This is a genomic window from Synechococcus sp. UW105, from assembly GCF_900473935.1.
In the GTDB taxonomy this organism is placed as follows: Bacteria; Cyanobacteriota; Cyanobacteriia; order PCC-6307; family Cyanobiaceae; genus Synechococcus_C.
In genome coordinates, this window is record NZ_UCNN01000022.1 from 22725 (window position 1) to 37041 (window position 14317).

Below are 14317 nucleotides of genomic sequence, written 5' to 3' on the forward strand. Positions count from 1 at the left end.
TGACCCTGCTTTCCGTGCCCTCGCTGTCTGCCATGCAGTGGCTTGGACTGGTGCATCCAGTGTTGATCATTCTGTTTGTCTACCCCGTGGTGGGAGCCACAATCAGGCTGGGAATCCTGGCGCGGGAGCGGCGTCTCGAGATCAACCCGATTGCTCCAACCGTCCCTGTGGAGCACGCTGATCACGGTCGCTGGGTGACGGCTGTTGTGATCCTTGCGTCCCTGATTGCCATTGCCCATGACGTTGCCGAGGCCTGGATTGAGCGTCCGGTTGCTGATCTTGCTGCCGTGTCGCCTTCCCTGCCACGCCTGATTGCGTTTTTGGCTGCTGAAGCCGGCGTGATTGCAGCATTTGTGGCGTTGTTGCGTTGCCGTCGCACTGCTCTGCGCTTGGGATGGGCGATCAGCACGTGGATCATGTTGTTGCTGCTGGGGTCGCAGCCTGAAGTGCAGCGCGGTGCCGATTGGCCCTGGCAGGCGGCCTTCTGGCAATCGCACTATTGGGGAGGTGTGGTTCTTGCAGGTTTGTTGTTGTTGTCGATGGGTTTGCAAGCGGAGATCGACCGCTGGCCCTCCATTCGTCGCCTGCATGTCGCTCTGAATCTGGTGGTGGCCTTGCTGCTGGCCACCCAGGCGATCAGCGGAACCCGCAATCTGCTCATTTGAGCTGTTGGGGCATCATGCTGCGCTGCAGTGGTCCAGGTGGGGCAGCGGGTCGGATCACCCTGCTGATCAGGATCAGTAGAGCTCTCCATTCCTGTTTGGCCCTTCGGTCTGGCCAGCAATCGGGCCGTCCGTAGAGCCAGTGGATTAGCGCCATGTGTTGGTGCTGCGTCAGCTCTGCCCAGGCCAGGGCCAGCTGCGGTCCCCTGCGGCGGACCAGGGTCACGGGGAGGGCTGCAACGTTGTCGCACCAGATGAGGCGGCTACTGATGACGAACTCCGGTGCAAAACCCGTAAAACTCACCTCCACGCCGGTTTCACTGATGGCGTTGATCCGGCAGGGATGGCGGTGTCCGCCGTCGTCTTCAAGCCATGCCTCACTGCTGAGTTGTTGCCAGGGTGCTGGATTGCTTGCTGGCGGGTCCCAGCAGGCTCGCAGGGCGATCAAGAGGCTGACCAGATTGAGGCTGGCCCAGACCAAGCCGATCGGGCGTCCGCTGAGGGCAATCGGATCAAGCGACGCAGCCGGCAGGAGCAGTCCGCGCAGATTGATCAACGTGAGCAGGGTGAGCAGTACCAGCGGCAGCACCAGCTGGGCACTGCAGCTGCCCCGGTCTCGTCTCTGGTGCTTTGGGGTGACGAGGAATTGATTGCTGGTTCGCCCTCGCAGTAGGCGGCTGCCATGCCTGATCAAGGTGAGACTGAGGGGCACTGTGAGTACCCAGCCAGTCAGTTCGCTGATCAGTGCTCCACGGGAACCGCGGTTCAGCCAACCCACGCTGAGCAGGAGTGTCCCCCAAAGCGGCAGCAGTTGGTCGCGCGCGTTCTGCCAGCTGAGCAGGATTGGCACCACGCCAAGCAGCCCGTAGCTCAGTGGCATCAGCAGAAGCAGCAGGCGCGGCAGGTTGTTGAACCAATGGAGGACCCCCTCTAGGTAGGCCAGTCGTTGGCCTGGGCTGAGATTTGGGCTGCGTAGTGGGCCCTGGGGAAGGGTGAGGCTCTGCAGCGTGCCTTCCGCCCAGCGCTGCCGCTGGCGCACGAAATCGGCCATGGTTTCTGCTGCCAGGCCTGCACTCAATTTCTTTGGGAGATACAGCAACTGCCACCCTTTCGCTCGCAGGGCGATGCCGGTGACGAAATCCTCGGAGATGGCACTCTCCACAAAACCGCCAACGCTCTGGAGGGCTGATCGACGTGCCAGGAACGCGGTGCCGGAACAGACCACAGCACCCCATCCGTCGCGTACCGGTTGAATCGAGCGATAGAAGCTCTCTTCATCCGACAGCAGCCAAGACTCCATGCCCAGGTTGCGCATCACCGGGTCGGCATTCAGAAAGCACTGCGGCGTTTGCAGAAGGCCGACGTCCGGTTGGGCAAGAAAGCCGATGCAACTGCTGAGAAAGTCACTCTGGGGAATGAAATCGGCATCCATCACCGCCACCAGCTCACCCTGGCCATGACTGAGGCCATGGTTGAGGTTTCCGGCTTTGGCATGCAACCGGTCTGGGCGGTGCAGATAGCGGCATCCCAGTCGGGAGGCCAGCTGCTTCACCTCCAAGCGGCCGCTGTCATCCAGCACCCATACGGTGGTGTTGGCATAGCTCTGCTGCGTGCAGCCGATCAGGCTGCGTTCGAGCACCGCGATCGGTTCTCCGCATGTGGGCACATAGAGATCAATCGCAGGCCTCCATCCGCTCATTTGCCATTGCTGATGCAGTGTCTGGATCTGGCCGCGGCGATCAGGAACGCGTTTCCAGGCAAGGCTGATTGAGATCAGGCCGCTGAGCAGTAGCCAGCCTTCCGTGATCAAGAGCACCAGGCTCAGGTTGGTGGAGATCACACTGGTCAGATTGAGGCTGGCACTCACTCGCCAGCTCAGGTAGCGGAGGGTGAGGACGCCAATCAGCACGATCAGGCTGCGACGGCCCCAGAGAGGCGTGAGGGCTTCTGGGCGACGGCTAAGCCAGAGCGGCCAGAGCAGCGTCAGCAGTGCCCACCAACTCATGCCAGCTGGTTGATCTGGGCGTCGAGCAAGGCAAGGGCGTGATCCAGGCTGGGTGCTCGCATCAGGGCATGGCGCAGTTGGGGTGCCCCCGGGAAGCCGTTGCAGGTCCAGCTCATGTGTTTGCGGGCGATCAGCAAGCCGTGGTGGCCTCGATCAGCGACCAGGGCCACGAGTTGTTCACGGGCAAGGTGGAGCCGTGCCTCGGCGCTGGGTGTGGCGGGTACCGATCGTCCAGACAGGACGGCATCGATCTGCCCGACCAACCAGGGCGCTCCCATCGTTCCCCGCCCCACCATCACCCCATCGGCACCCGTGACCTTTAGGCAAAGCAGGGCATCGTCCGGGCTGTTCACATCACCGTTGGCAATCACAGGAATCGTGAGTGCCTTTTTGACGGCTGCAATCGCCTCCCAGTCGGCCTTGCCGCTGAAGCGTTGCTCACGGGTGCGGCCGTGAAGGGTGAGCAGTCGGGCTCCGGCTGCTTCCAATTGCTGGCTCCACAGCACAGCAGCTGAGGCCGTGCCATCGCTGCCACACCAGCCCAGGCGGGTTTTCACAGTGACGGGGATGCTCACGGCCCTTGCCACTGAATCAACGATCCTCGCCGCTAGGTCTGGCTCACGAATCAGGCCACTGCCTCCGCCCTTGCGGGCGATTTTGCGCACGGGGCAGCCCATGTTGATATCAATCAGAAAGGCCCCGGCGGCCTCAGCGCGACGGGCGGCTTCCGCCATGGCTTGGGGGCGATGGTCGAACAGTTGCACTCCGATCGGCCCGGCTTCCTGGGCTAATTCTTCGACTTTGTGCCGTCCGTGGCCTAGTTCCAGGCTGGTGGCATTCACCATTTCGGTGAACAGGAGGGCATCTGGAGCCCAGCGACGCACGAGTTGGCGGAAGATGCGATCGCTCACCCCAGCCAGGGGTGATTGCAAGACCCGGCAGCGCAGTTGTCGCACGCTGGCACCCCCTTTTAAGGCAAGAGGGGTGGCGAAGCGCTCAACCGTTTGTGCCGACATGGCTTCCAGCAGAGGTGGACATTCTCCTTGGCGGTGTTCAGGCCGCTGGACGGTTCGTGCCGATCCTGCCCTGTTCTCGACTGACTTGGGATTCGATGGCGTTCCGCAACCAGGCAGACACGGACCAGCCATCGGTGTCTGCAAGCCGTTCCACCTCCTGAAGCAGATCCACAGGGAGGGGCATCTTGACCGTTTGGATGCTGTGGGGACTCGCAGGTTTGCCTTTGCCGGCGGGGGCATCGACCAGCGGCAACTGCACTTTCAACACTTCCAGACGGGTGCTCCCGACTGTCCCGAGACGGGGGACTTGTCGGAGCGACAGGCGCACCCTCTGTCCGACCCGCAGCTGATCTCGGCTGCGGCGGGGCAGGGGCTCATCCCGACGGTCGCAGATCAGCGGTTGGCTTCGTCGGGAGGTTCGGAGGAAGCTGAAGGTCACCAGGCCGTGTTCGTCCCAGGGCAGAGGGGCTTGCTTGGCCGCGTCCTTGCCCAGAAGCTTGCGCTGGTCTTTGCGCACCTTGGACTGGATGGCGGCAGGTAGAGCAAAGACGAGTCGCTGCAGGGTTGAATCCGGGCTGATGCGGCTGCCTGGCGCCAGGGTTGTATCGATGACATACATCTCTGGACGTTATCGGAGGCGCTGGCGGCCTGTCTGTGTCGTGGAGGCGTGAAACGATAGTGGGTCACGCATGGGTCATCGTGGAGACCTGCTGGCCTCTCAGTCGCTCCCTGCTGCTGCAGATTCTCGAGGATCGCACCACGGATCGTTTCGTGGCCGAACGGGTCTGGGAGCGACTTGGTTATGTCTGCTTGCCTGAGGACGATGGCTCGGCCTGTTGGCAGGCTGGACCGACGACGCCAGAGACATGGCGTCAGGCCTTTCCGAAGGCTCCAGAAGTGATCGCCACCCGACCGGCCTCTGTGGCCCTGACTCGGTCGGTCCCCAAGCCGCTCAAGCAGTTGCTCAAGCAGCAGCTTGGCTTTGAGGGTTACAAAATCGGCGAGCTTTATCCACGTCGCACCCGCAGGGCCACGGTGGTGAACTGGCTATTGGCTTGGCTGGCGGAGCGGCAGGAACCCCTCGCTGAGGAGGGGCTTCTACCGGAACGTTTGGAGCCTCCAGTGGATCCCGTTTGTGGCCACCCTGGAGATTTGCCAGTGCGTTGAGCCTGAGAACCACGCCGGAACGGCGTCAGTTTCAGACCTGAATCAGCACTTCGGTGCCCTTGCGTGTGTTCTCGAACAGCCACCGTGCCTGATGGGTGGGCATGCGAACACATCCATTGCTTCTGGGAACTCCGAAGGCCTGACCAGCGTCTTCCTGCCAGGGGGCGCCGTGCAGGCAAATCATTTCGTTGGCCGTGATGCACATGGCGTAGGGCACACCAGGGGCGACGTAGTTGCGGCCGCGCATGGTCACCGAACGGTATTTCGTACGCACTGATCCGATGCCAGTGGGCGTTGGGGTGCTGGCTTTGCCGGTGCTGACGGGGATGACCCGCACGATCTGATCCTGGTGGTCATACACCGTCAGTTTTTGCTCGGAGAGATCCACCACCATGGAGGCGATCAGTTCGATCATGGAAAGATCCGCTTACGGGGCGGAGGCAACTGTCCGATCCATAGCTGTCTCACTCGCGTCTCGTGCGTCGCAAACGGAAAGGTTTTGCCTTTCGCGCCTCTGTAGGGTCAAAGGACCTATTTCGTGGCATGTCGTGGCGCGTCCGGTCGTTGCCATCATCGGACGCCCAAACGTTGGCAAGTCAACGCTGGTGAATCGTCTCTGCCGCAGCAGGGAAGCCATCGTTCATGACGAGCCTGGGGTGACGCGGGACCGGACCTACCAAGATGGGTATTGGGGTGATCGTGAATTCAAAGTTGTCGACACCGGCGGTTTGGTGTTCGACGACGACAGTGAGTTTTTGCCTGAGATCCGTGAGCAGGCGAACTTGGCCATGGCGGAGGCTTCCGTCGCTCTGGTGATCGTGGATGGGCAGCAAGGGGTGACGGCAGCGGATGAAGCGATTGCCGAATGGCTGCGCACTCAGAAGTGCCCCACCCTGCTGGCGGTGAACAAGTGTGAGTCGCCAGATCAGGGACTGGCGATGGCAGCGGATTTTTGGGGGCTGGGCTTGGGTGAACCCCACCCGATTTCCGCGATCCATGGTGCAGGAACTGGTGATTTGCTTGATCTGGTGCTCACCTTTCTTCCCCCAAAGGATGAGGAAGGCACTGATGATGAGCCGATTCAGATGGCCATTGTTGGGCGTCCCAACGTGGGCAAGTCGAGCTTGCTCAATGCCATTTGCGGTGAGCAGAGGGCGATCGTCAGTCCAATCCGTGGCACGACTCGCGACACGATCGACACCAGCATTGAGCGCCAAGGATTCCCTTGGAAGTTGGTGGACACCGCCGGCATCCGTCGGCGGCGCAGTGTGAGTTACGGCCCTGAGTTTTTTGGGATCAACCGCAGTTTCAAAGCCATCGAGCGCAGTGACGTCTGCGTTCTGGTGATTGATGCTCTTGATGGTGTCACCGAGCAGGATCAGCGCCTGGCGGGTCGGATCGAAGATGAGGGCCGTGCCTGTGTGGTGGTCGTCAATAAATGGGACGCTGTGGAGAAGGACAGCCACACCATGCCCGCGATGGAGAAGGAGCTCCGCTCCAAGCTTTATTTCCTCGATTGGGCTCCCATGCTGTTTACATCGGCCCTCACTGGTCAGAGGGTCGACAGCATCTTTGCCTTGGCGGCCCTGGCGGTGGAGCAGCACCGTCGGCGGGTCAGTACGTCCGTGGTCAATGAAGTTCTCAAGGAAGCGCTCAGCTGGCGCAGTCCACCCACCACCCGCGGCGGCCGTCAGGGTCGGTTGTATTACGGCACCCAGGTGGCCAGCCGACCACCGAGCTTCACCTTGTTCGTGAATGATCCCAAGCTTTTTGGTGATACGTATCGGCGCTATGTGGAGCGTCAGATCCGTGAAGGCCTTGGTTTTGAGGGAACGCCATTGAAGCTGTTTTGGCGTGGGAAGCAGCAACGGGATGCCGAGCGCGATTTGGCACGGCAGCAGAGCCGTTCCAGCTGACCGATGGATTGGTTGCGTCAGATTCCCATCGGTCAGTACGTCGATGCCAACTCGGGCTGGCTGCGCCGTTTGGATCCACGCCTGAAGCTGGGCTGGGTGTTGATGTTCCTGCTCACGCCGGTTCTGGCCGGGCCGCTTTGGCGTGTGTCGTTGCTGCTGTTGCTGTTGCTGATCACCTTCTGCAGTGGTCTGTCGGTGCGGGTCTGGTGGCGCTCGCTTGCCTTGGTGACCGTGTTGGCCCTGTTGGCTGGGGTGCTGGCCACCTTGCTTCCCACCGGTGATGCCCCTGCCCTGCTGCCTTACCGTCCCCAGCAAGAGCTGGCTGTCACGCTGCCCTCCACGCCCGCCTGGGAACTGCTGCGTCTCGGGCCACTGAAATTTGGAGGTTTCAGTTTCGGCCCCCTGGTCGTGAATCGACGTTCTGCCGAGCTCGGCCTCAACAGTTCCACCCTGATCCTCACCGTGGTGCACAGTGTCAACTTGATGCTGCTCACCACGCCCAGTGAGGATTTGGTGTGGGCTCTGAGTTGGCTGCTGTCGCCGTTGGCCGCGTTGGGCTTGCCGGTGGATCGGCTCAGTTTTCAGCTGTTGCTTGCCCTGCGCTTTCTTCCGCTTGTGCAGGAGGAGTTGCAGAATCTGCTGCGCGCGTTGGCCAGTCGGGCGGTGAATCTCAAGCGCCTCGGATGGAAAGCCTCGTTTGGGCTGGTGTTGGCGGTGGGAGAACGTCTGCTCGCCAACATCCTGCTGCGTGCTGAACAGGGTGCTGAGGCCCTGATCGCTCGCGGTGGGCAATGGTTGCCATCCGAGCACTTCCGCCCTGAAAGCCTCTCTGCAGCAGGAGTTAGGCCATTGAACTGGCTGGGGGGCATCCTGCTGATCGTGGTGGTTGGCTTGCGTGGGAGGTACGGTTCCCTCTGAAAATGTTTGCGTTTGCGATCTGTGGGAGCCGAGCGTTATCTCAATCACCCCACTTTCGGCATGCTCTATCGCGTGGCTCCAGCCGGTGAGGGAAGAGATGTCTATGCAACCCTTTATGCCCAGCGCATGTTCTTTCTGGTCACTCTCCAGCCTCGTGGGGCCCAGTTTGAGGTGATTCCATTTCAGGATGCGCGCCATCACGCTGAAATCAATCTCGCTCGCAGCCGTCGCGATGGTCAGGACGAGCATCAGCGTTGGAAAGAGCTGTTTGACCAGACCTTTATCTGATCGGTCGAGGTGGGCCACACGGTGAGTGCAGTGCAGGAAAGGACTGAGCGTTGGCAGGCTCTTCAAGTCGCCCTGCCGAAGGGGGTCAATCTGCTCGCGGTGAGCAAGGGGCATCCGGCGGCTCCGGTGCGCCAGATCGCAGAACTAGGCCAGATTGATTTCGGGGAAAGTCGCGTCCAGGAGGCATTGCCAAAACAGCGTGAATTGGAGGATCTCCAACAATTGCGCTGGCATTTCATCGGTCGCCTCCAGGCCAACAAGGTGAGGCCAGTGGTCCGTGCCTTTGCGGTCATTCATTCCATCGATTCCCTTGCGTTGGCGCGGCGCGTGGCTCGCATTGCCTCTGAGGAGGGGCTGGAGCCGAAGGTGTTCTTGCAGGTGAAGCTTCGGCCTGATCCCGCCAAGGCGGGTTGGGATCCTGCCGAGCTGCAGGAGGCTTTGCCCGAGCTGAAGACGTTGCCAAATCTGCACCTCAGCGGGCTCATGACCATGGCGCCGTTGGATCTGGCCGTTGCTGAGCGGCCTGCTCTCTTCCGAGACTGTCGTTCGCTGGCGGATCGTCTGGGCTTGCAGGAGTGCTCGATGGGGATGAGTGGTGACTGGCCGGCGGCGGCTGAGGCAGGAGCAACCTGGGTGCGCGTGGGTTCCGGGCTGTTCGGTGCCCGTCAATCCCCTCCTAACGCGATGCTTCCCCCAACATGAGTTCGATGAATTGAAATAATTGAAATCGGCTGCAGAGCTTGCTCAGGCCTGGTCGGAGCGCTATCCAGGGTCAAGGTTTTTGCAGTCTCCCGGTGTCGTTGATTTCCCGCCTTCGTGCTGTTGTTGCTGGCGATGATTATCTCGACGGTGACTATGACGATCTCGATTACGACACTGGCGAAGAGCTTGAAGCGGATCATGGTGCCAGCCATGCCGTCGGTGGGGCGTTGGCTCCTCTCGATGCAGGTAACCCTTTCGCCGATGCTGAGCCCTTCTCCAGTGGTGGTTCCAACGTGATCGGCATGCCCGGCATCAGCACCAACGCCGCTGAGGTGACGTTGATGGAGCCGCGCAGTTTTGATGAGATGCCACGGGCAATCCAGGCGCTGCGCGAGCGCAAGACCGTCATCCTCAATCTCACGATGATGGAGCCCGACCAGGCACAGCGGGCCGTTGACTTTGTGGCCGGTGGCACCTTCGCCATCGATGGTCATCAAGAGCGTGTGGGCGAAAGCATCTTCTTGTTTGCCCCAAGCTGTGTCACCGTCACGAATGCCAGTCAGGACGAGGCTTCTTCCCCAACGGTGGTGACCAAGGACGTGGAACAAAGTTCTGCCGAAGCCAGTGTTGCTCCGGCACCGGCTTGGGGTGAAGCCAGCGCTGCGGCACTCTGAGAACATTGATCGGCTGATCAGCGTGACCCTTTCCCTTGGAGTGATTGGCCTGGGCCGGATGGCCCAGGCTTTGTTGTTACCCCTCTTGGAGCAGGGGACCCCGAGCGCTGACGAGGTGATTGCTGTCGTTGGGCAGGCTGCAACAGTGACGCGACTGGCCTCAGAGCTGCCTGCTGAGCTCACCTTGCTTGCCGCCTCTGACCCGCAAGCGCTCTCGGCTTGGAGAGCACCGATGCAATTGCTGGCGATCAAGCCCTATCAGTTGGATCAGGTGGCGGCTGCAGCGCCTCCGGTTCACGATGAATCGTCGCCGCTGCTGATCTCAGTTCTGGCGGGCATCACACTTGAGCGACTTCAGAGTTCCTTCCCTGGGAGGGTTTGTGTGAGGGCTGTGCCCAACACGCCTTCGCTGGTTCGGGCTGGGCTGACGGGATTGGCTTGGGGGCAGGGAGTGACGCAAGCGCAAAAGCTTCAGGTGCAGGCCTTGTTCTCGCCCGTCAGTGAAGTGCTGGAGTTGCCTGAAGAGCGTTTGGATGCATTTCTTGCTCTCACGTCTTCAGGTCCGGCCTATGTGGCCATGATTGCCGAAGCGATGGCGGATGGTGCAGTGGCGGTGGGGATGCCCCGCGATCAGGCCCAGCATTTGGCCCACCGAACCCTCGCAGGCACCGCAGCGTTATTGCATGAGCAGCAGCTTCACCCAGCCCAGCTCAAGGACATGGTGGCTTCCCCAGGAGGCACCACCATGGCCGCAATCCGCAGGTTGGAGGCGGCGGGTTTGCGCTCGGCTCTGATCGAAGCTGTTGTGGCTGCCGCCGAGCACGGTCGCAGCTTGCGCTGATTAGGCGGCCACTGGTGTGACCAGAAGACCTCGGTACAGCTGTTCAAGAGCATCAATATTGCGGTTCAGTGTGTAACGCTCCATCACCCGCTGACGTGCCCGTTGGCCCAATTCAGCGGTGAGTACCGGCTGATCCCGAAGCACAGGCAGCAAGGTGCGCAGCTGGGTGGTGACTCCCTGAGTGCTGAGCACAATGCCGGCCCCGTCGGCCAGAACTTCGCCATCGGCCCCAGCATCGGTCGCCACACAGGCGCACCCGCTCGCCATCGCTTCCAGCAGGGCAAGAGAGAGTCCTTCAACCAGGCTGGGTAAGACAAAGACCTCCGCGGCCTGCATCAGGGCAACCCGGGTCTCAAGATCGGACTCGTAGCCCCACCAGATCACACTGTTGTTGGCATGAGCGTTCTGCAACGTGGAGCGCAGAGGGCCATCGCCCACGATCACCAGCCTGCAACCGGGAGGATTGACCAGTTTCCACGCTTTGAGCAGGGCTTCAACGTTTTTCTCAGTGGAGACTCTGCCCATGTAGAGAAAGATCCGTTCCTTGCCCAGCCTCTCTTCAACCTGGCAGCGGATTGCATCGGTTCTGGGTGCGGCAGGCATGGAGCAGGGGGGGGCCCAGAGCTGCTGATCCACGCCGTTGGGGATCACCGCCAGTCGGTCTTCACTCACCCCGAGCCGCGCCAGCACATCTGCCTGCAGCTCGGAGAACACAATCACGCGGTCATAACGCGCCAGGGCAGGGGCATAGAGCTGATACGTGAGTTGCTGGGTGCCGGCGGTGAGGTTGCGCAGGCCTGCATCAAAGGCTGGGTGGAAGGTTGCAACCAGGGGCACACCCAGTTGCTGGCAGAGCTCCGGTAGGCGGAAATCCAGCGGTGAGAGGGTGAGGCTGGCGTGCACCAGATCGGGGCGCAGTCGTTCGAGCGATTCACGCAGTTCCCGCTGGGCGCGCGGGGATGGAATTGTGTAAACCTGCGATTTGACCAGATACGGCAGGCTCACGTCTGGGTCGTTGGCCAGCAAAGACGTGGTGCTGCTCGCAGGGGAGCCAGGGTTATCGAAATGAATGAAGCTGGTTTGATGTCCGCGTCTTCTGAGGGCTTCGGTCGTGCTCAGCCCGTAGGTGACATTGCCGCAGAACGGTGATTTTTTTCCCAGCCAGGCGATGTGGGCCACCCGCTCTGCCTTTCCCGCTTCTGAACAAGCAAGTTAGCAGCGCTCCCAAGGACGCTCCATCAGCGCGGCGAACATCGCTAACAGGGCCAGTAGCCACAGCACCGGACTCAGGCCGACGCTGCTCACCAGCGTTCCTGCCAGCACTAGGGGCAGGCTCAGGGCAATGTTGATCAGGTTGTTCTGAAGGCCAAACACGCGGCCGCGCTGGGTCTCTGGGGTCTCCTCCTGGATGGTGGTTTGAGCCGGAATGGCTACCAGGGCTGCTCCGACTCCGAGGACTCCGCAGAGGGTGAGAGTGCTGCTCAAAGAGCCCTTGAACTGGCTGAGCAGCACCAATGAGAACGTGATGGTTCCGAGGCCAGCTGCAGTGAGGCGGCGGCGGTTGAAGTGGTGGCCAAGCTGGGCGATCACCACGGCGCCAACGGCCATGCCCAGGCCGCTCATGGCCAGCAGGGTGCCGAAACCGGAGGGGCCGAGGCTCTGAATTAGCCCTGCCAGCTGGAGCGCCAGCACATAGAGGGCGGCCAGCAGGCTGTAAAGAAGCACGAGGTGCACCATGGCGTTGCGCACGGTCGGGATGCGTTTGAGCACCTGTAGGCCCTCGCCAATCTCATGCCAAACGGAACGACCATCGCTGCGGATCGCCTGCTCCCGGTGCCGGATGGCCAGCAGACTGAGGGCAGCCATGCCGTAGCAGAACGGCAGCAGGATGAATTCACCGCCATGGATGCCAATCGTGCTGAACACATGGTTGAGGCCGCGAAGGATCGGCTCACCGAGGGCGAAGCCCACAATCGTGGCGCCCATGCTGGTGGTCTGATAGAGGGAGTTGGCCGCTAGAAGATGCTCGCTGGGTACGAGCAGAGTGATAGCGGCCTGTTCTGCCGGGGCGAAGAACTGGGTGAGGATCGACTCCACGAAGGTCATCAACACCAATCCCCAGTAGCCCCAAGGCAGCCCCAGGATCACCGGACCAGGGATCAGAAAAAGAGGTGTGAACAGCACCATCAGGGCGCGCAGACCGTTGGAGGCCACCATCACCCGCCGTTTTGGCCAGCGGTCCACCCAAACCCCTGCCACGCTGCCGAGCACCATCGCAGGGAGCGTGTTGGCCACGAAGATGCCGGTGGCCAAGAGCGTGATCACCTGCGTGCGCGTACTGATGTCGAATCCGACCTCCGACGCCACATCGGCCAGGACACCGTTCTGCTGGGATGTCAGCAGTAGGTGCTGATCGATCAGAAAGACCATCAGCACGATGTAGAACTTGTCAGCCAGCTGCGAGAAGATCTGGCCGATCCAGAGCTTGCGGAAGTCGTTCAGGCGCAGGACTGCTTGAAGTCCGCGCCCTCCTTCGGGGTTGCCGCCAGTGGGGAGGGCTGGCTCCGGGCTGTTGATGGAGGGACCGCTCAAAATGCCAGAGAAGACCGGCTCATGATCGCCCAGCGCCGTCACGGCCGGAGACAATCACTGACTCCCGCAGCATGGCAAGGGATCGCACCGGCCTGGGCAGATGGCAGCGGATCCAGCACTCCACAACGGCCAGGAGGCGCAACCACACGTCTTCAGGGCCCATCAGGCCGCCATCACGGCGGCGTGGCAGTTCTGCACGGGGCAGGCGCTGGAGCAGGGCCAGCTCCGAGGGATTGAGCTGCACGGCCGCACCAGGTTGGCGACCGATGGCCAGGCCCTCATCGACGATCAGGCTGCAGCGCCAGTCCCATTGACCGATGGGGGGGATCAGGGCGTCACCGCTTCGGCAGCAGTTCTGCAGCGGTAGGCCGTAGCCACCAAGGGCGAGCAGATGAACACAGGCTTGAACGCTGCTGGCAAGGGCTGTGCAGTCGCTCTGCTGATCACGGCTGATCGTTTCCAGTCGCTCCAGGTGGATCACCACGGTGTCAAGGAGGCCTGCTAAGGGGTCGTCGTCTTGCACCAGGGCCATGCAAAGTTCGGCCAGGGCTTGAGCCCCTGCCAAGGTTTCCAGCCGTTGCCCGACGGCGCCGAAGTTGTGCTGCACCCTGAGCTGACGCACCCGAGGCAAACCGCGACGGCCCACAACCTGCACCTCCATCTGGGTGAGGGGCACGGCGGCGGCCAGGCTGCTGCGTGGTCTGCGGGCACCGGGCACTGCCAGACGGATGACCCCCGCTTCTGCGCTGAGCAGGGTCAGCAGCCGGTCATGCTCCCCCAGGGGGCCCACCTTTAACGCCAGCCCTACTAGCCGGCGATCAGCCATCGATGCGTCCGTTGCCGCTGGCGATGGGGGTACGCAGAGCCTGCATCAACTGCGGTCCGCTGCTTGTGCCCAGAGCAGTGGCGCCCGCTTCGATCAGTTGCTGACACTGCTCCAGGGTGTGCACGCCGCCGGCCGCCTTGATGCCACATCGTCCGCGGGTGAGACTTCGCAGCTGCTGGACATGGCTGGCGGTGGTGGCGGCTCCGAAGCCATTACTCGTCTGTACGGCTTCAGCGCCTGCATCAATGGCGGCCTCAACCGCCAGCTTCAGCTGCGCGTCTTCCAGCCTCGCCATGTCGAGGATCACGGTGACCGGTAACCCAACGTTGATCAGGATGGCGAGCTCCTCAGCAAAGGCATTGGGGCGGTCTTCAGCCAGTGCTGTCAGGTCAGGCACAACGTCGAGTGCTTCAGCGCCGTGCTCAGCGGCCCACTCCGCTTGCGCTTGTTTCAGGGTTGTGGGGATGGCACCGAAGGGGAAGGCGATCACTGCGATCAGGCCCGTGGGCCCCGGAGCGCCGAGACGCTCCCTCACGGCCGTTAGCTGGCTGAGGTTGGTGCATAACTTTCCAAGCCCGAGCTGGCGGGCTGCATCGCAGCCCTCGTTCAGACGATCACGGCTGAGGAGGGGATCCAGCAGGGCCTGATGGATCAAGGGGGCGAGATCCGGCAGCTCTTGCTGCCGGGGCAAGCGGTTCATGGGCTTGGGT

At 61.8% G+C, this 14317-nt stretch carries 16 protein-coding genes; 8 read left to right on the forward strand and 8 right to left on the reverse strand.

Annotation, left to right across the window (positions count from 1 at the left end; all coding sequences use genetic code 11):
• The first annotated feature begins 5 nt into the window (after nucleotides 1–5).
• Nucleotides 6–665, forward strand: coding sequence for a DUF4079 family protein (locus tag DXY16_RS09680; RefSeq protein ID WP_115121063.1), 660 nt, complete (start codon nucleotides 6–8; stop codon nucleotides 663–665).
• On the opposite strand, the gene DXY16_RS09685 is transcribed toward DXY16_RS09680, so the two are convergent.
• From DXY16_RS09685 to DXY16_RS09695, 3 genes are read right to left on the reverse strand one after another with little or no spacing between them, the layout of a single operon-like run.
• Entirely contained in the window at nucleotides 658–2667 is a 2010-nt protein-coding gene (locus DXY16_RS09685; protein ID WP_115121031.1) for a glycosyltransferase family 2 protein, read from the reverse strand. The two genes, DXY16_RS09680 and DXY16_RS09685, sit on opposite strands and share 8 nt — an antisense overlap.
• Nucleotides 2664–3683 carry a tRNA dihydrouridine synthase DusB gene (gene dusB / locus DXY16_RS09690; protein WP_115121032.1) on the reverse strand — a complete coding sequence of 340 codons (1020 nt, stop codon included), beginning with the start codon at nucleotides 3681–3683 and terminating at the stop codon, nucleotides 2664–2666. Before dusB ends, DXY16_RS09685 begins: the two co-directional genes overlap by 4 nt.
• Before the next feature lie 37 nt (nucleotides 3684–3720).
• Complete coding sequence (locus DXY16_RS09695; protein ID WP_115121033.1) at nucleotides 3721–4302, reverse strand: hypothetical protein; 582 nt, start codon at nucleotides 4300–4302, stop codon at nucleotides 3721–3723.
• A gap of 59 nt (nucleotides 4303–4361) precedes the next feature.
• Here DXY16_RS09695 and DXY16_RS09700 point away from each other — a divergent pair, with 59 nt between their 5' ends.
• A complete protein-coding gene (locus DXY16_RS09700) occupies nucleotides 4362–4850 on the forward strand; it encodes a DUF1823 family protein (protein WP_244281641.1) in 489 nt (162 codons plus the stop codon).
• 31 nt (nucleotides 4851–4881) lie between these two features.
• Here DXY16_RS09700 and DXY16_RS09705 read toward each other — a convergent pair whose 3' ends face one another.
• Nucleotides 4882–5265 carry a L,D-transpeptidase gene (locus DXY16_RS09705; RefSeq protein WP_115018411.1) on the reverse strand — a complete coding sequence of 128 codons (384 nt, stop codon included), beginning with the start codon at nucleotides 5263–5265 and terminating at the stop codon, nucleotides 4882–4884.
• A gap of 133 nt (nucleotides 5266–5398) precedes the next feature.
• Between DXY16_RS09705 and der the strand changes: the two genes are divergently transcribed.
• The 6 genes from der to proC all read left to right on the forward strand — a co-directional run bounded on the left by der (nucleotide 5399) and on the right by proC (nucleotide 10189).
• The gene (der, locus tag DXY16_RS09710) at nucleotides 5399–6766 is read left to right on the forward strand and encodes a ribosome biogenesis GTPase Der (RefSeq protein WP_115121034.1); all 1368 of its coding nucleotides are present in this window, start codon (nucleotides 5399–5401) and stop codon (nucleotides 6764–6766) included.
• Nucleotides 6767–6769: 3 nt separating this feature from the next.
• Nucleotides 6770–7684 (forward strand): energy-coupling factor transporter transmembrane protein EcfT, encoded by a 915-nt coding sequence (locus DXY16_RS09715; RefSeq protein ID WP_115121035.1) that lies wholly within the window; start codon nucleotides 6770–6772, stop codon nucleotides 7682–7684.
• Nucleotides 7685–7705: 21 nt separating this feature from the next.
• The gene (locus DXY16_RS09720) at nucleotides 7706–7972 is read left to right on the forward strand and encodes a PipX family protein (RefSeq protein WP_115121036.1); all 267 of its coding nucleotides are present in this window, start codon (nucleotides 7706–7708) and stop codon (nucleotides 7970–7972) included.
• Between the two features lie 9 nt (nucleotides 7973–7981).
• Nucleotides 7982–8674 carry a YggS family pyridoxal phosphate-dependent enzyme gene (locus tag DXY16_RS09725; RefSeq protein WP_371410906.1) on the forward strand — a complete coding sequence of 231 codons (693 nt, stop codon included), beginning with the start codon at nucleotides 7982–7984 and terminating at the stop codon, nucleotides 8672–8674.
• A 92-nt stretch (nucleotides 8675–8766) separates the two neighbouring features.
• Complete coding sequence (locus DXY16_RS09730; RefSeq protein WP_115121037.1) at nucleotides 8767–9348, forward strand: cell division protein SepF; 582 nt, start codon at nucleotides 8767–8769, stop codon at nucleotides 9346–9348.
• Between the two features lie 22 nt (nucleotides 9349–9370).
• Nucleotides 9371–10189, forward strand: a complete 819-nt coding sequence (gene proC, locus DXY16_RS09735; protein ID WP_170953918.1) for a pyrroline-5-carboxylate reductase — start codon at nucleotides 9371–9373, stop codon at nucleotides 10187–10189.
• Here proC and DXY16_RS09740 read toward each other — a convergent pair whose 3' ends face one another.
• The 4 genes from DXY16_RS09740 to deoC are packed head-to-tail and all read right to left on the reverse strand — an operon-like array spanning nucleotide 10190 to nucleotide 14307.
• Complete coding sequence (locus DXY16_RS09740) at nucleotides 10190–11368, reverse strand: glycosyltransferase family 4 protein (protein ID WP_115121038.1); 1179 nt, start codon at nucleotides 11366–11368, stop codon at nucleotides 10190–10192.
• Nucleotides 11369–11401: 33 nt separating this feature from the next.
• Nucleotides 11402–12781, reverse strand: a complete 1380-nt coding sequence (locus DXY16_RS09745) for an MFS transporter (RefSeq protein WP_115121067.1) — start codon at nucleotides 12779–12781, stop codon at nucleotides 11402–11404.
• Nucleotides 12782–12800: 19 nt separating this feature from the next.
• Nucleotides 12801–13607, reverse strand: coding sequence for a DNA repair protein RecO (locus tag DXY16_RS09750; RefSeq protein ID WP_115121039.1), 807 nt, complete (start codon nucleotides 13605–13607; stop codon nucleotides 12801–12803).
• The gene (gene deoC / locus DXY16_RS09755) at nucleotides 13600–14307 is read right to left on the reverse strand and encodes a deoxyribose-phosphate aldolase (protein WP_115121040.1); all 708 of its coding nucleotides are present in this window, start codon (nucleotides 14305–14307) and stop codon (nucleotides 13600–13602) included. Before deoC ends, DXY16_RS09750 begins: the two co-directional genes overlap by 8 nt.
• Nucleotides 14308–14317: the final 10 nt, after the last annotated feature.